14 protein-coding genes are annotated in these 16,085 nt (G+C 71.2%); 11 read left to right on the top strand and 3 right to left on the bottom strand.

From position 1 onward, the window contains the following. The first annotated feature begins 34 nt into the window (after positions 1 to 34). Genes R8Z57_RS07050 through R8Z57_RS07035 form a run of 4 tightly spaced genes read left to right on the top strand, consistent with a single transcriptional unit; the run spans position 35 to position 5,564 of the window. A complete protein-coding gene (locus tag R8Z57_RS07050; protein WP_318353067.1) occupies positions 35 to 496 on the top strand; it encodes a preprotein translocase subunit YajC in 462 nt (153 codons plus the stop codon). 47 nt (positions 497 to 543) lie between these two features. Then, complete coding sequence (gene secD, locus R8Z57_RS07045; protein ID WP_318353066.1) at positions 544 to 2,268, top strand: protein translocase subunit SecD; 1,725 nt, start codon at positions 544 to 546, stop codon at positions 2,266 to 2,268. After that, positions 2,268 to 3,260, top strand: a complete 993-nt coding sequence (gene secF / locus R8Z57_RS07040) for a protein translocase subunit SecF (protein ID WP_318353065.1) — start codon at positions 2,268 to 2,270, stop codon at positions 3,258 to 3,260. The genes secD and secF overlap by 1 nt, the downstream gene beginning before the upstream one ends. 54 nt (positions 3,261 to 3,314) lie before the next feature. Beyond that, positions 3,315 to 5,564 carry a bifunctional (p)ppGpp synthetase/guanosine-3',5'-bis(diphosphate) 3'-pyrophosphohydrolase gene (locus tag R8Z57_RS07035; protein ID WP_318353064.1) on the top strand — a complete coding sequence of 750 codons (2,250 nt, stop codon included), beginning with the start codon at positions 3,315 to 3,317 and terminating at the stop codon, positions 5,562 to 5,564. Here the strand turns inward: R8Z57_RS07035 and R8Z57_RS07030 are convergent. From R8Z57_RS07030 to R8Z57_RS07020, 3 genes are all read right to left on the bottom strand, one after another. After that, positions 5,543 to 6,100 carry a type IV toxin-antitoxin system AbiEi family antitoxin gene (locus R8Z57_RS07030; RefSeq protein ID WP_318353063.1) on the bottom strand — a complete coding sequence of 186 codons (558 nt, stop codon included), beginning with the start codon at positions 6,098 to 6,100 and terminating at the stop codon, positions 5,543 to 5,545. The genes R8Z57_RS07035 and R8Z57_RS07030 overlap by 22 nt on opposite strands. A gap of 94 nt (positions 6,101 to 6,194) precedes the next feature. Next, complete coding sequence (locus R8Z57_RS07025; protein ID WP_318353062.1) at positions 6,195 to 8,621, bottom strand: DUF349 domain-containing protein; 2,427 nt, start codon at positions 8,619 to 8,621, stop codon at positions 6,195 to 6,197. Between the two features lie 108 nt (positions 8,622 to 8,729). Beyond that, positions 8,730 to 9,038, bottom strand: a complete 309-nt coding sequence (locus R8Z57_RS07020) for a dioxygenase (RefSeq protein WP_318353061.1) — start codon at positions 9,036 to 9,038, stop codon at positions 8,730 to 8,732. Positions 9,039 to 9,279: 241 nt separating this feature from the next. On the opposite strand from R8Z57_RS07020, the gene R8Z57_RS07015 reads away from it, so the two are divergent. The 7 genes from R8Z57_RS07015 (at position 9,280) to ruvX (ending at position 16,065) form a co-directional block, all read left to right on the top strand. Further along, positions 9,280 to 10,623 (top strand): replication-associated recombination protein A, encoded by a 1,344-nt coding sequence (locus R8Z57_RS07015; protein ID WP_318353566.1) that lies wholly within the window; start codon positions 9,280 to 9,282, stop codon positions 10,621 to 10,623. Between the two features lie 78 nt (positions 10,624 to 10,701). Beyond that, positions 10,702 to 11,241 (top strand): helix-turn-helix transcriptional regulator, encoded by a 540-nt coding sequence (locus tag R8Z57_RS07010; protein WP_318353060.1) that lies wholly within the window; start codon positions 10,702 to 10,704, stop codon positions 11,239 to 11,241. Beyond that, on the top strand, positions 11,238 to 11,531 hold the full coding sequence (locus R8Z57_RS07005; protein ID WP_318353059.1) for a hypothetical protein: 294 nt from the start codon (positions 11,238 to 11,240) through the stop codon (positions 11,529 to 11,531). The genes R8Z57_RS07010 and R8Z57_RS07005 overlap by 4 nt, the downstream gene beginning before the upstream one ends. 242 nt (positions 11,532 to 11,773) lie before the next feature. Further along, complete coding sequence (gene rpsD, locus R8Z57_RS07000; protein ID WP_318353058.1) at positions 11,774 to 12,403, top strand: 30S ribosomal protein S4; 630 nt, start codon at positions 11,774 to 11,776, stop codon at positions 12,401 to 12,403. A 140-nt stretch (positions 12,404 to 12,543) separates the two neighbouring features. Next, positions 12,544 to 12,840, top strand: a complete 297-nt coding sequence (locus tag R8Z57_RS06995; RefSeq protein WP_318353057.1) for an ATPase — start codon at positions 12,544 to 12,546, stop codon at positions 12,838 to 12,840. An 86-nt stretch (positions 12,841 to 12,926) separates the two neighbouring features. Continuing rightward, the gene (alaS, locus tag R8Z57_RS06990; RefSeq protein ID WP_318353056.1) at positions 12,927 to 15,584 is read left to right on the top strand and encodes an alanine--tRNA ligase; all 2,658 of its coding nucleotides are present in this window, start codon (positions 12,927 to 12,929) and stop codon (positions 15,582 to 15,584) included. Positions 15,585 to 15,597: 13 nt separating this feature from the next. Beyond that, positions 15,598 to 16,065 carry a Holliday junction resolvase RuvX gene (gene ruvX, locus R8Z57_RS06985; RefSeq protein ID WP_318353055.1) on the top strand — a complete coding sequence of 156 codons (468 nt, stop codon included), beginning with the start codon at positions 15,598 to 15,600 and terminating at the stop codon, positions 16,063 to 16,065. The last annotated feature ends 20 nt before the right edge of the window (positions 16,066 to 16,085 follow it).

The following is a 16,085-nucleotide window of genomic DNA, read 5'->3' as shown; positions in this document are numbered from 1 at the left end:
CGCGTAGCCTGACCCGAAAGGTGCTTCGAGCTCCATGGACTTCGCCACGTTCCTGAGTCAGTACGGCCTCATCATCCTGCTGGTCGTGCTCCTCGTCTTCATGTTCTGGAGCTCCCGCCGCCGCATGCAGAAGCAGAAGGCGGAGCAGGAGGAGAAGTCCCGCCAGACGATCCCCGGCGCGGAGGTGCTGCTCCAGGGCGGCCTCTACGGCACCATCGTCGCGTACGACCCCGAGAACCTCGACCAGCCGGCCATCGTCGAGCTCGCGCCCGGCGTCGAGATCAAGGTCCACAGCCAGGCCATCCTGCGTGTCGTGAACCCGACCGTGGGCGCCGTCACCGAGGACGAGTTCCTCGCCGCGGAAGAGAGCCACGCCGAGTACGCCGAGGGTGTCGCGAACGGCGACATCAGCTCGATCAGCGACGACCGCGCCGCCGGCGCGGCCAAGGACAAGACCGACCCCGACACCGAGGCCGGCACCAAGTCGCAGGGCTGACGCCCGCCCGACCCTCGCCCGTTCGGGCATCTCAAGAAAGCAGAGACGTGGCGACATCCACTCCCGTCCGGCATGCGTGGCGCGCGCTGACCGGTCTCCTCGCGATCACCGCGATCCTGTTCGGGATCAACGCGCTCGGTGTGTACGTCTTCGGACAGAGCTCGTGGGTGCCCGCACTCGCGCTCGACCTTCAGGGCGGCACGCAGATCGTGCTGGAGGCGCAGACCGAGGACGGCGCCGACCCCTCCGCCGAGCAGATGCAGCAGGCCGTCACGATCATCCGCCAGCGCGTCGACGCCTCCGGCGTCGGCGAGGCCGAGGTGACGACGCAGTCCGGCAACCAGATCGTCGTGCAGATCCCCGGTCAGGCCGACGAGGAGACGCGCAACCGCATCGAGGCCTCCGCCCAGCTGCAGCTGCGAGCGGTCCTCTACGCGGGCGCACCGGCGACGGAGTTCACCGGCGAGGACGGCAAGTCCACCCCGTTCCCGACGCCCGACCCCTCCCTGCAGGCCACGCCGACCGTCGAGCCGACGAACGGCAGCGACCTGGCGTGGATCACGCCCGCCCTGGAGGCGGAGTACCAGGCGTACGACTGCGCCGACCCCGCCAACGACCCGGCCAGCGCGCCGACCGATCAGCCCCTCATCACGTGCGAGATCGACGGCAGCATCAAGTACATCCTCGGACCGGTCGAGCTCGACGGCTCGTCGATCGACGACGCGACCTTCGGCCTGCAGCAGAACAACGGACTGTGGGCCGTCAACCTCTCCTTCGACGGTGAGGGCACCCAGACCTTCGGCGAGATCAGCCAGCGCCTCTACGGCGCCAACCCGCCGCTGAACCAGTTCGCGTTCGTGCTCGACGGCTACGTGCTGTCGGCGCCGTCGATGAACGGCATCATCACCGACGGCAAGCCGAGCATCACCGGCAGCTTCACGCAGGAGACGGCGAAGGTGCTCGCCGACCAGCTCAAGTACGGCGCGCTGCCGCTGAGCTTCACGGTCGAGAGCTCCAACTCGATCTCGGCCACCCTCGGCTCCCAGCAGCTGCAGATCGGCCTCATCGCGGGTCTCATCGGCCTCGCGCTCGTCGCGATCTACTCGCTCATCGTCTACCGCGCGCTCGGCTTCGTCATCATCGCCTCGCTGGCCGTGATGGCGGTCCTGACCTACATCACGCTGTGCATCCTCGCGTGGCGCATGGGCTTCCGCCTCTCGCTGGCCGGCGTCGCGGGCCTGATCGTGACGATCGGCTTCACGGCCGACTCGTTCATCGTGTACTTCGAACGCATCCGCGACGAGCTCCGCGACGGCAAGTCGATCACAGCCGCCGTCGAGGACGGCTGGGGTCGCGCCAAGCGCACGATCTACATCTCGAAGTCGATCAACATCCTGGCCGCCGCGGTGCTGTACATCCTGGCGGACTCCACGGTGAAGGGCTTCGCCTTCACGCTGGGTCTCACGACCGCGATCGACGTCCTCATCTTCATCCTCTTCACCCACCCGGTGATGCAGCTGCTCGCACGCACGCGGTTCTTCGGGTCGGGGCATCCGCTCTCCGGGCTCGACCCGACGGCGCTCGGCGCCGTGTACCGCGGTCGCGCGCAGTTCCGTGAACCGGTGCTCGCCACCGGTGCGGCGGGTCGCCGCAACGCGAAGGCGCGCGGCGAGGCGGCGCGACGGCAGACCATCGCCGAGCGCAAGCAGGCCGAGCTCGCCGGGGCCGACAACTCCAGACCCGGCACGAACGCCAAGGAGGGAGACGACTGATGCGCTCCATGAGCCAGTTCGGCAACGACCTCTACACGGGCAAGACGTCCTTCCCCTTCGTCGGGCGTCGCAAGCTGTGGTTCCTCATCGCGGCGATCCTCGTGCTGGGCTCCGCCCTCGTGCCGCTTTTCCGTCCCATCCAGTTCTCGATCGAGTTCACGGGCGGCTCGCAGTTCACGGTCAACAGCGTCGAGGCGCCCATCGACCAGTCGCTCGCGACCGACGCGGTGCAGTCCGTCGTCGCCAACGCCACCACGAAGGTCGTCACCATCGGTGAGACCGCCGTGCGTGTGCAGACCGATCAGATGACGGATGCCGAGAGCCGCGAGGTCTCGGCGGCCCTCGCCGAGGCGTACGACGTGCCCGAGAGCGAGGTCAGCTACGCCTTCATCGGGCCGAGCTGGGGGGCCGACGTGACCCGCCAGTCGCTGTGGGGTCTCGCAATCTTCCTCGCGCTGACGGCGATCATCCTGGCGCTGTACTTCCGCACGTGGAAGATGTCGCTCTCGGCGATCATCGGTCTCGTCGACGTGCTCATCATCACCATCGGCATCTACGCGCTCTTCGGCTTCGAGATCTCGCCCGCCGCGGTGATCGGCTTCCTCACGATCCTCTCGTACGCGCTGTACGACACCACGGTCGTGTTCGACAAGATCAGGGAGAACACGAGCGAGGACGGCGAGGTCTCCGGGCGCACGTTCGGCGAGTCCGTCAACCTCGCGGTGAACCAGACCCTCGTGCGCTCCATCAACACGACCGTCGTGGCGATCCTGCCGACCGGCGCGATCCTCTTCATCGGTGCGCTGTGGCTCGGAGCGCAGACACTCACCGACCTGTCGCTGTCGATCTTCGTCGGAACGATCGTGGCCGCCTACTCGACGATCTTCGTCGCGGCACCGCTGTACTCGCTCCTGCGCGAGAACGAGGCGCCGATCAAGGCCCGCGATGCGCGCGTCCTGGCCGCGCGCGAGCTGGCCCTGGCTCCGGCCTGAGCGCCGACGGCTCGGGCGTAGGATTGTGAGGTCCGGCGGAGGGGAGGGGTTCGAATGACCGAGACCGTCCCCCCCGCCCAGTCCTCGTCGCTGCGGCGGCTGGTGCCGCGGATCTTCTCGCGCTCGGCACGCCGCGACGACGTCGAGCAGCTGCTGCGGACGGTCCGCACCCACCATCCCAAGGGCGATCTCACCGTCATCGAGCGGGCCTACTCGGTCGCCGAGAAGGCGCACTCCGGTCAGGCCCGGCAGAGCGGTGAGCCGTACATCACGCACCCGCTAGCCGTCGCACAGATCCTCGCCGACCTGGGCCTGGGGCCGCGCGCGATCGCCGCCGCTCTCCTCCACGACACCGTCGAAGACACCGAGTACTCGCTCGACATGCTCACGAGCGAGTTCGGCGACGAGGTCGCCATGCTCGTCGACGGCGTCACGAAGCTCGACAAGGTCAAGTACGGCGAGAGCGCGCAGGCCGAGACGGTCCGCAAGATGATCGTCGCGATGTCGCGCGACATCCGCGTCCTGCTCATCAAGCTGGCCGACCGGCTCCACAACGCCCGCACCTGGGGTTTCGTCCCACCCGAGAAGGCGCGCAAGAAGGCCACCGAGACGCTCGAGATCTACGCGCCGCTGGCGCACCGGCTCGGCATCCAGGCGATCAAGTCCGAACTCGAGGACCTCTCGTTCGCCGTGCTGCACCCCAAGCTCTACGCCGAGATCGACAGCCTCGTGAAGCAGCGCACGCCGCAGCGGGAGCAGTACGTCCAGAACGTCATCGACGCGGTCGACAGCGACCTGCGAGAGCTCCGCATCCGCGGTCGCGTGATGGGCCGCCCGAAGCAGCTCTACTCCGTGTACCAGAAGATGGTGGTGCGCGGTCGCGAGTTCGACGACATCTACGACCTCATCGGCATCCGCGTGCTGGTCGGGAGCGTCCGCGACTGCTACGCGGTCCTCGGCGCCATCCACGCCCGCTGGACGCCGCTCCCCGGTCGCTTCAAGGACTACATCGCCACCCCGAAGTTCAACCTGTACCAGTCGCTGCACACGACGGTCATCGGGCCGGGCGGGCGCACGGTCGAGATCCAGATCCGCACGCACGAGATGCACCAGCAGGCCGAGTACGGCGTCGCGGCGCACTGGAAGTACAAAGAGCAGATGAACGGCGGCAAGGCGGACGCCAAGTCCGTCGACACCGACATGGCGTGGCTCGCCCACATCTCGGACTGGCAGGCCGAGACCGCCGACCCGGGCGAGTTCCTCGACTCGCTGCGCTTCGAGATCGGCGCCAAGGAGGTGTACGTCTTCACCCCGAAGGGGCGCGTCATCGGACTGCCGGCCGGTGCGACGCCCGTCGACTTCGCCTACGCCGTGCACACCGAGGTCGGGCACCGGACCATGGGCGCCAAGGTCAACGGGCGGCTCGTCCCGCTGGAGTCGGAGGTCAAGAGCGGCGACGTCGTCGAGGTGTTCACGTCGAAGAACCCGGACGCGGGTCCCAGCCAGGACTGGCTCAGCTTCGTCAAGAGCACGCGGGCCCGCAACAAGATCCGCGGCTGGTTCACCAAGGAGCGGCGCGAGGAGGCCATCGAGCAGGGCAAGGAGTCGATCGCCCGCGCGATGCGCCGGCAGAACCTGCCCCTCCAGCGCCTGATGAGCCAGGACTCGTTCACCGAGGTCGCTCATCAGCTGCGGTACGAGGACGTATCGGCGCTGTACGCCGCCGTCGGCGAAGGGCACGTCTCCACGCAGTCGGTGATCGAGAAGGTCACGGCGCTCGTGGCGGCGAACGACACCGCGACCGGACCGATCGACCTGCCGCAGGTGGGGCGTTCCCGTGCCCCGCGCGGCGGCGACTCCGGGGTTCTGGTGCGCGGCGCGCCCGACATCCTCGTCAAGCTCGCCAAGTGCTGCACGCCGGTGCCGGGCGACCAGGTCGTCGGCTTCGTGACGCGCGGCAGCGGCGTCTCGGTGCACCGCGCGGACTGCACGAACGTCAAATCCCTGATGTCCGACCCCGAGCGCCTGATCGACGTCGAGTGGGCGCCGACGACGAAGAGCGTGTTCCTGGTGCAGATCCAGGTCGAGGCGCTGGACCGGTCGGGGCTCTTGAGCGATGTCACCCGCGTGCTCAGCGAGCACCACGTCAACATCCTGTCGGCGTCGGTCTCGACGACGAACGACCGCCTCGCGCTGAGCCGCTTCGTCTTCGAGATGGGCGACATCGTCCACCTCGACCGCGTCCTGAACGCGGTGCGGCGCATCGACGCGGTCTACGACGTCTACCGCGTCACGTCGTCCTGACGCCGGTCGGCGATCGCGTGCAGCCGGGCGAGCGCGGCCCGCTTGTGGGGGAGCACCCCTGATTCGAGGCGTGCGATCGCGGTCGCGAGGGCGTCGGGTTCGGCATCCGCCAACAGGAACGACGCGCGCGCGTGCGCGCTGTCGTCGACGCGCGCGAGGTCGGCGAGCGTGCGTGCCGGGGTGGTGACCCGCACACCGCCGCGCAGCTGCAGGTCATCGGCGTCGACGGCCACGTCCCGGTACACCAGGTGCCGGTCGACCACCATGTGCAGTCGCCGCGCGACGGCGCGCTGCACGGTGTGCCGCACAGGCGGCGCGGGCAGCGCGCCATGGATCCAGGCGGCGGTCAGATGCGTCGCCGCCAGCGTGTCGCCGAGGATGCGCGCGAGCGACCCCGCCCGCAGGGCCGCGGTCTCGACTGCGTCGGCGGGCATGTACGCGTCGCCCAGCTCGACGAGGTCTCCGTCCAGGCACGCCGCCGTCAGCTCGGCCCGTGACAGCCGGTCGCCGGCGAAGTAGAGGAACGGCGATGCCATACCGGCAGTGTGCCGCACCGGCGGGGGAGGACGGATGCCGCAGCCGCCGCCTGTGGAAACTGCTCCGCCCGCCGCAGCACGGCGGGCCGTCGGCTCAGCCTCCGAGCGCCTTGAGCCACGACCGGCGGGCCTCGAGGGCCTCGGTCGCCTGGGCGATCGCCTTCTTGTCGCCCGACTTCTCGGCGGCAGCGAGATCGTCCTCGAGCTTCTGGATCGCGTCGGTCAGCTGGCGCGTCATGTCGTTCGCGCGCGCCTTCTGCTCCGGGTCGTTCCGCTTCCAGTCCGCGTCCTCCCGCGACCGCAGCGCGTTCTCCACGCGACGCAGCTCGTCGTCCAGCGACCGCTCGGTGTCGCGCGGGAAGATGCGCCCGATCTCATCCCAGCGGCGCTGGATGCCGGTGAGGACCGATCGCGCCTTCGTGATGTCGCGCTCGTCGCCGACAGCCTTCGCCTCGTCGAGCAGCGCCCGCTTGAGATCGATCTTCTCGCGCGAAGCCTCGGCGTCCGCGGCCTCCCGCTCGATGCGGGCGCCGTAGAGGGCGTCGCCGGCGGCCTTGAACCGGGCCCACAGCGCGTCGTCCACCTTCTTGCCGGCGCGACCCGCGGTCTTCCACTGGTCGAGCAGCTCGCGGTAGGCGGGGATGCCGTCCTCACCCTTCGTCGAGAGGGCCTCCGCCTTCTCGACCAGACGCGTCTTGCGGTCGCGCACGGACTTGTGCGCCTCGTCCAGCTCCGCGTAGAAGGCACGGCGGTGCTTGTCGACGGTGGCGCGGGCATCGCGGAATCGCTTCCACAGCTGCTGGGCGGTCGACTTCGGCAGCCGCGGGCCGCTCTGCTGCTGTGACTGCCACTGGTCGAAGAGCGTGTTCAGCTCGGCGGTCGCCTGCTTCCACTGCACCGTGCGCGGGTCGCGCGCGGCGAGGGCCTCGGCCTTCTCGACGAGCTCGGTGCGCTGCTTGACCGCGTCGTCGACGGCCTCGCGAGCGGCGACGGCCTCGGTCTCCGAGGCGGCGGCGAGCGTCTCGGTGAGCGCGGCCACGCGTGCGGTGAGCGCGGCGAGGTCGCCGACGGCGGCCGCGCCGTCGAGCTTGCCGTTGATCGTGCGCGCGGTCGCGCGCAGGTCCGCCGCCGAGGCGCCGCCGCGGCGGTGGCGGACCTCGAGCAGCGTGACCTCGGAGGCGAGGTCGGCGTACTTGCGCTCGAAGTAGGCCAGCGCCTCATCGGGCGACCCGTCGGGGTACTGTCCCACGATGCGCCACCCGTCGGCCTCGCGGACCGAGACGGTGCCGTCCTGGTCCACCCGGCCCCAAGGCTCCTCGGAGCGCGTGGGCGCGGCGGGCGCCGGGCTGGGCTTCGGCACCGGCGGGCGCATGCGCCCCGGCGTCGGGACGGGCGCGGGAGAGGGCGTCGGCGTCGGCGTGGCGGCCGCGGGCTCGGCGTCGCTCGGTTCGCCGGCAGCGGGCTCCTCGGCAGCGGGCTCCTCGGCGGCTTCCTCGGCGGCGGGCTCCTCGGCAGCCGGCTCCTCGGCAGCCGGCTCCTCGGCAGCGGGCTCCTCGGCAGCCGGCTCCTCGGCAGCCGGCTCCTCGGCAGCGGGCTCCTCGGCAGCCGGCTCCTCGGCAGCCGGCTCCTCGGCAGCGGGCTCCTCGGCAGCCGGCTCCTCGGCAGCCGGCTCCTCGGCAGCGGGCTCCTCGGCAGCCGGCTCCTCGGCAGCCGGCTCCTCGGCAGCGGGCTCCTCGGCAGCCGGCTCCTCGGCAGCCGGCTCCTCGGCAGCGGGCTCCTCGGCAGCCGGCTCCTCGGCAGCCGGCTCCTCGGCAGCGGGCTCCTCGGCAGCCGGCTCCTCGGCAGCCGGCTCCTCGGCAGCGGGCTCCTCGGCAGCCGGCTCCTCGGCAGCCGGCTCCTCGGCAGCGGGCTCCTCGGCAGCCGGCTCCTCGGCAGCCGGCTCCTCGGCAGCGGGCTCCTCGGCAGCCGGCTCCTCGGCAGCCGGCTCCTCGGCAGCGGGCTCCTCGGCAGCCGGCTCCTCGGCAGCCGGCTCCTCGGCAGCGGGCTCCTCGGCAGCCGGCTCCTCGGCAGCCGGCTCCTCGGCAGCGGGCTCCTCGGCAGCCGGCTCCTCGGCAGCCGGCTCCTCGGCAGCGGGCTCCTCGGCAGCCGGCTCCTCGGCAGCCGGCTCCTCGGCAGCGGGCTCCTCGGCAGCCGGCTCCTCGGCAGCCGGCTCCTCGGCAGCGGGCTCCTCGGCAGCCGGCTCCTCGGCAGCCGGCTCCTCGGCAGCGGGCTCCTCGGCAGCCGGCTCCTCGGCAGCCGGCTCCTCGGCGGCGGGCTCTTCGGAGGCAGGCGCGTCGTCGGCCGGGGCATCCGTCGCCTCGTCGGCCGTGGCATCCGTCGCGTCGTCGGCTGCCGGAGTCTCCTCGGCGGCGACCGGCGCGGACGTGCCGGCGCCGTCTTCGACGTCGGCGGTCTCGTTCGCGGGGGCCTCGGCGTCGTCGGGGGCGTCGGTCTCGGGCTGGAAGTCTGCTGCGGCAGTCACGGAATGCACCTCATCGCGGCTCGCGCCGTTCGTAGGGAGTAGGACGGCTCACAGCCTAGTACGGCGGATGCCCGAGGCCGATGCCGTTGCGCGGTGCGACGCCGCGTGTCAGGGCGTCGGCGTGGGCGTGGACTCCGGCGCCGGCTCGGGCGTCGAGTCCGGAGTGGGTGCCGGCGTCGTCTCGGTCGGCGTCGGCGTCGAGGTCGGCGCGGGCTCGGGTGCGCCCGGACCGGCGACGAAGTAGAGGGTCTGCGCGCCCGCGATGCCGAGCACCAGGATGCCGCCGACGATGCCCGCGATCAGGTTGTCGCGCGTACGGCGACGGGCCTGGTCGTCGTGGAACCGACGTCGCGCTTCGTACAGGCGCGTGCGCTCGCGCGCGGCCCGCGCGTCGCGGTTCTTCCCACCGGTCGCCACGTGTTCTCCCTGTTCGCCTCGTTGCCGGCGGATCGCTGCCGGACGCGTTCACCTCGGGCCTCCGACGCGGCGCCGATCGACGACGGCGCGGGCCGGGCCCGGGCGGGTTGATCCTATGGCCCGCCGCGACGGCCGGCCAAACCCGGGCCGAGCCGGTGTCGCGGGGCCGGGATAGCCTGGTGGCGTGACCCCCGCTCCTGCTTCCGGCGCCGCCGGTGCGTCCCGCGGAGCCGCCGGGGGCATGGGCGGCCCGGCCGCCCTCTTCCAAGGCCTGACGCCTCTCGCCGTGCGCATGCGCCCCACCTCCCTCGATGAGGTCGCCGGTCAGTCGCACCTGCTGCGGGCGGGCTCGCCGCTCGTCACCCTCGCGAATCCCGATGCGGCCGCCCGCGCAGCGACCTCGGTCATCCTGTGGGGCCCACCCGGCACCGGCAAGACGACGCTCGCCCAGGCGATCGCGCGGTCGTCGGGACGGCGGTTCGTGGAGCTCTCCGCCGTCACGGCGGGCGTGCGCGACGTGCGCGAGGTCATGCAGGAGGCCCTGACACAGCGCGACCTGTACGGCCAGTCGACGATCCTGTTCCTCGACGAGATCCACCGCTTCACCAAGGCGCAGCAGGACGCACTGCTCCCCGGTGTCGAGAACGGGTGGGTGGTCCTCATCGCCGCGACGACCGAGAACCCGTCGTTCTCGGTGATCTCGCCGCTGCTGTCCCGGTCGCTGCTGCTCACGCTCAAGCAGCTCACCGATGACGACCTCCGGATGCTGCTCGATCGCGCGGTCACCGACCCCCGGGGCCTGTCGGGCGCCGTCGTGCTCGGCGACGATGCACGCGACGCGCTCGTGCGGCTCTCGTCGGGCGATGCACGCCGCGCCCTCACCGCACTCGAGGCGGCGGCATCCCTCGTCCTTCCCGAGTCCGATGACGACGACGCGGCCGGCGATGCTCCGCAGATCTCGCCTGAGCATGTCGCGCAGGCCGTGGATCGCGCGCTGCTGCGCTACGACCGGCAGGGAGACGAGCACTACGACGTCATCAGCGCGTTCATCAAGTCGATCCGCGGCTCGGACGTCGATGCGGCGATGCACTACCTCGCGCGGATGATCGAGGCGGGGGAGGACCCCCGCTTCATCGCGCGGCGCCTGATCATCTCGGCCGCCGAAGACATCGGTCTCGCCGACCCGCACGCCCTCCCGCTCGCCGTCGCAGCCGCCGACGCGGTGCAGTTCATCGGCATGCCGGAAGGGCGCATCCCGCTGGCCGAGGCGACCGCGTATCTCGCGACGACCGCCAAGTCGAACGCGGCCTACGTCGCCATCGACGCCGCGATCGCCGACGTGCGAGCCGGCGGCTTCGGCCGCGTGCCCGTCCACCTGCGCGACGCGCATTATCCCGGCGCCAAGCGCCTCGGCCACGGCAAGGGCTACGTGTACCCGCACGACTCCGAGATCGGCATCGCGCCGCAGCAGTACCTGCCCGACGACCTGCGGGGTCGCCGGTACTACGAGCCGAAGGCCCTCGGGGCCGAACGCGATGTGGTCGCGCGTCTGGAGCGGATCCGCCGCATCCTCGACGGCGGCTGACGTCCGCACCTCGATATCCCTCAGGGGTAGATTTATATCCCCTTGAGGGATATGGTCGATCCGACCTCGGAGGTGTCTGTGCAGTATGTGATCCTCGGCCTGCTCCTGGGCGGCCCGCTCTCGCTCTACGACCTGCAGAAGCGGTTCTCGGCGGGGATCTCGCTCTTCTACAGCGCGAGCTCCGGCAGCATCCAGCGCGCGCTGCAGCACCTCGTCGCCGACGGGGCGGTGGTGGCGGCGGAGGCCGACGAGTCCCGGCGCGGCCGGAAGATCCACCGCATCACCGACGCGGGCCGCGCGCGGTGGCGGCACTGGATGCTGGCCCCGCTCCCCGAGGGGACGGATGCCGAGACCACCGTTCTGGCGAAGGTGTACCTGCTCGGACGCCTCGAGGCCGAGAAGGACCGCGCGGCCGTCGTCCGCGGCATCCGTCAGCACACGGAGACCGCTCTGCAGGGCCTGGAAGCACTGGCCGCCGACATCGACGCCCGCACCGCGGGCCTCGACCCCGAGGGGCGACGCCTCTTCGCGTACCAGCGGGCGACGCTCGACTACGGACTGCGCACCCACGCCCTGCTGCGCGACTGGCTCGACGAGGTCGCGGAGGTGGACGCGTGAGCGGCGATTCCCCGACGCGGACGCGGGCGCTGTTCGGCGGTGCGGCCCTGATCTCGCTCGTGGTGACCGTCGTCTTCGCCACGGTCGGCGACGGGGTGGCTGTTGCGGAGGCCACCGGGCTGCGGGCCGTGGTCGTCGAGGCCGGTCACACTCTCGTCTGGGCGCTGCTCGCCGCGGCGTTCGCCATCGCCGCCGCGCGCGCCCGCTGGAGCAGGCTGTCCAACGCCATCGCGATCACCGCCGGCGTGGTCTACCTCCTCTTCCTGATGGCGGTGTTCCTGTGGCCCTAGGCCTGCCGATGCATCCGGCGCCGGTGTGCGCCGTGCTCGCGGCGCACGCCGGTCGGACTGTCGTGAGCCACCGCCGCGCCGTCTGATAAGCTTGATCGGCTCGAAACGTCGTTTTCGGGCATCTCCTCTCTCCTTCACAGACCTTCCGGCATGCCCCGGCGTGCAGTCCGGACAGGGCGGAGACAGGGCGATACGCCCGCGAGCCGTGAAAGACACGGCAGCGTCATCGAAAGGAACACTTCGTGGCTACGAAGTCCCAGGACCGCCGCAAGGTCCGTCTGTCGCGCGCCCTCGGCGTCGCGCTCACCCCGAAGGCCGCCCGCTACCTCGAGAAGCGTCCCTACGCTCCGGGCGAGCACGGCCGCACCAAGCGCAAGGCCGACAGCGACTACGCCGTCCGCCTCCGCGAGAAGCAGCGTCTGCGCGAGCAGTACGGCATCCGCGAGAAGCAGCTGCGCATCCAGTTCAACGAGGCCCGCCGCACCCAGGGCCTGACCGGTGAGAACCTGGTCGAGCAGCTCGAGATGCGCCTGGACGCGCTCGTGCTCCGCGCCGGCTTCGCCCGCACCACGGCGCAGGCGCGCCAGATGGTCGTGCACCGTCACATCCTCGTCGACGGCCAGCTCGTCGACCGCCCGTCGTTCCGCGTGAAGCCGGGTCAGCTCATCCACGTCAAGGCCAAGAGCGAGGGCATGGAGCCCTTCCAGGTCGCAGCGCTCGGCGGTCACGCCGAGGTCCTGCCGCCCGTTCCCGGCTACCTCGAGGTCGAGCTCGACAAGCTCCAGGCCCGTCTCGTGCGTCGCCCCAAGCGCGCCGAGGTCCCCGTGGTCTGCGACGTCCAGCTCGTCGTCGAGTACTACGCAGCGCGATAAGGCGTTTCGTCTCGCTTCGCTCGCTCAACGACCGAAGCCGAAGGGCGCCGGGGTCATCCCGGCGCCCTTCGCCGTTCCCGCCGTCGTTCCCATACGATGGGGGGATGCCGCGCCCCGGCGGCCCGCGAGGAAGTGGTGACATGAAGAACCTCCTGTGGTTCGTGCTCGGCATCGCCGGAGGATTCGTCCTCGCGCACCTGGTCAACAAGGACCCGCGCGGCCACGAGATCCTCGCCGACGTCGACGCCCGCATCACCGAGTTCACCGACCGGATGGGCGACGCGTACCGCGAGCAGGAGGCCCGCTTCGCCGGTCTCGTCGACGACGTGCGGGATGCCGCCGCCGACGCGGCCGGCAACGCCCGGGCCGCGGCATCCGACGCCCTCGACGGTGTGGCGGACGCCGCCGGCGACGCCGCCCGCAAGCTCACCGACTGACGAGCGCGCGACGACCCTCGGCACGGCTCGGGGGAGTCCGCCGTGCTCCACCGCCCACGCACCCGCACGTACACGCAAGGACCCGAATGAAGACCGCCGAGATCGCCCAGCGCTTCCTCGATTACTTCGAGAAGAACGGCCACACCATCGTCCCCTCGGCATCGCTGGTGACCGACGACCCGGCGCTCCTGTTCACCGTCGCCGGCATGGTGCCGTTCATCCCGTACCTGTCGGGCGACGTCCCCGCGCCGTACCCGCGTGCCGCCGACAACCAGAAGTGCATCCGCACGAACGACATCGAAGAGGTCGGCAAGACCCCGCGCCACGGCACGTTCTTCCAGATGCTCGGCAACTGGTCGTTCGGCGACTACTTCAAGGAGGGCGCGATCCGCTACGCGTGGGCGCTCCTCACGACCCCGGAGGCGGACGGCGGCCTCGGATTCGACCAGAAGGACCTCTGGGTCACCGTCTACGAAGAGGACGACGAGGCGCACGACCTCTGGCTGCAGCTCACCGACCTGCCCGAGGAGCGCATCCAGCGACTGGGGAAGGACACGAACTACTGGAGCACCGGCCTGCCGGGCCCTGCGGGCCCGTGCTCGGAGATCTTCTTCGACCGCGGCCCGGAGTACGGCATCGACGGCGGTCCCGCCACCGACGACGACCGCTACGTCGAGATCTGGAACCTCGTGTTCATGCAGTACGAGATCACCAACGTGCGCTCGAAGTACGACTTCGACATCGTCGGCGAGCTGCCCAACAAGAACATCGACACCGGCATGGGCCTGGAGCGCATCGCGTTCATCAAGCAGGGCGTCGACAACATGTACGAGACCGACCAGGTGCGTCCGGTGCTCGACAAGGCGGTCGAGCTCTCGGGCCGCACGTACGGTGCGAACCACGACGACGACGTGCGGTTCCGCGTCGTCGCCGATCACGTGCGTTCGTCGCTCATGCTCATGTCGGACGGCGTCACCCCGGCCAACGACGGCCGCGGTTACATCCTGCGCCGCCTGATGCGCCGCGTGATCCGCTCGATGCGGCTCCTCGGCGTCGACGGCCCCACCTTCGAGGTGCTGTTCACGGCGTCGCGCGACGCGATGAAGGACGCCTATCCCGTCGTCGAGACGGACTGGGCGCGGATCTCGCAGTACGCCCTCGCCGAGGAGGCGACGTTCCTGCGCACCCTCGCGGCGGGCGAGGCGATCCTCGAGGACTCGCTGACGCAGACCAAGGCGGCCGGGGGCACCTCCATCCCCGGCGACGAGGCCTTCCTGCTGCACGACACGTACGGGTTCCCGATCGACCTCACCCTCGAGATCGCCGAGGAGGCAGGGCTCACCGTCGACCGCGGCGCGTTCGACACCCTGATGCAGGAGCAGCGGGCACGCGCCAAGGCAGACGCGCGGGCGCGCAAGCGCCAGCTCGCCGACACCAGCGTCTACCGCGACCTCCGCGCGCAGGGCGAGACGGTCTTCACCGGCTACACCGACCTCGAGACCGAGTCGCGCGTGCTCGGCATCCTCGTGGACGGCGTGTCGGTCGACCGCGCGGGCGCGGGCCAGATCGCCGAGGTCATCCTCGCCGAGACGGCGCTGTACGCCGAGTCGGGCGGCCAGGTCGCCGACAAGGGCGTCATCGTCGGGCCGGGCTACGAGCTCGAGGTGCTCGACGTGCAGAAGCCGGTTCCGGGGCTCGTCAGCCACACCGTCGAGGTGTCGACGGGCGAGGTCGGCGTCGGACAGCCCGCGACGTCGGTGGTGGATGCCGCGAACCGCCGCTCGGCGCGTCAGGCGCACTCGGCGACCCACCTCGTGCACGCCGCGCTCCGCGACACCCTCGGCAAGACGGCTACCCAGGCGGGATCCCTCAACCGCGCGGGCTACATGCGCTTCGACTTCTCGTGGAGCCAGGCGCTGTCGGACGAGACCAAGTCCGAGATCGAGGAGATCGCCAACAACGCGGTCCGCGACAACCTCGAGGTCACGACCCGCGTGCTGCCCCTCGACGAGGCGAAGTCGCTCGGCGCGATGGCGCTCTTCGGCGAGAAGTACGGCGACACCGTCCGCATGGTCGACATCGGCGGTCCGTGGTCGCGCGAGCTCTGCGCCGGGACGCACGTGTCGTCGAGCGCCGAGATCGGGCTCATCAACCTCGTCGGCGAGTCGTCGGTGGGTGCGTCGAACCGCCGCGTCGAGGCGCTCGTCGGCCTGGACGCCTTCCGTTCGCTCGCGGCCGAGCGCGCGCTCGTCTCGGAGCTCACGACGTCGCTGAAGGCGCCGCGCGAGCAGCTGCCGGCGCGCATCGCCGAGCTGCAGGCCAGCCTGAAGGCGGCCGAGAAGAAGATCGCGGCGTTCGAGGCCAAGGCGCTCGGCGACCGCCTTCCGGCCCTCGCGGCGGGCGCGACCCGCGTGGGCGACACCCTCGTGGTCGCCGAGTCGCTCGGCACAGCCGCCTCCGCCGACGACGTCCGCTCCCTGGCCCTGCAGGTGCGCGAGCGCCTCGGTTCCGACGCGGCGGTCGTCGCGCTCGGCGCCGTCGTCAACGACCGTCCGGTGGTCATCGTCGCCACCAACGACGCCGCCCGTGCCGCGGGCGCCAAGGCAGGGGTGCTCGCCAAGGGCGCCGCCGGCGTGCTCGGCGGCGGCGGTGGCGGACGCGACGACGTGGCGCAGGGCGGTGGGACGGATGCCGCAGCCCTGTCTGCGGCGCTCGCCTCGGTGAAGGACGCCGTCGGCGCGTGAGCGAGGCGCGCTCATGAGCGGGTTCCGCCGCGGCACGCGGCTCGGCATCGACGTCGGCAAGGCCCGTGTCGGGGTCGCGAAGTGCGACCCCGACGGGCTCCTCGCCACCCCCGTGGAGACGGTGGCGCGTGGCGACCAGAGCGTCGCGCGCATCTTGGCCCTCGCCGAGGAGCACTCGGCGTTCGAGCTGCTGGTGGGTCTGCCTCTGAACATGCGCGGCGAGGACACGCCCTCGACGCAGGACGCGCGGGAGTTCGCCGCGGCGCTGGCGGCGGCATCCGCTCTTCCGGTGCGCCTCGTCGACGAGCGCCTGTCGACCGTCTCGGCACACGCGGCACTGCGCAGTTCGGGCAGATCCCAGCGATCGTCGCGTAGCATCGTTGACCAGGTCGCCGCGGTCGTTCTGCTCCAGCAAGCCCTCGATGTCGAGAAGAGCACCGGTCGCCCGCCCGGTATCCCCGTCCCCCAGGAGCCTGCCTGATGCCCGACTCATCGCCCGAC

The organism is Microbacterium sp. M3 (genome assembly GCF_033548675.1).
Lineage (GTDB): Bacteria > Actinomycetota > Actinomycetes > Actinomycetales > Microbacteriaceae > Microbacterium > Microbacterium arthrosphaerae.
This window is presented reverse-complemented; position numbering and strand designations above follow the sequence as displayed.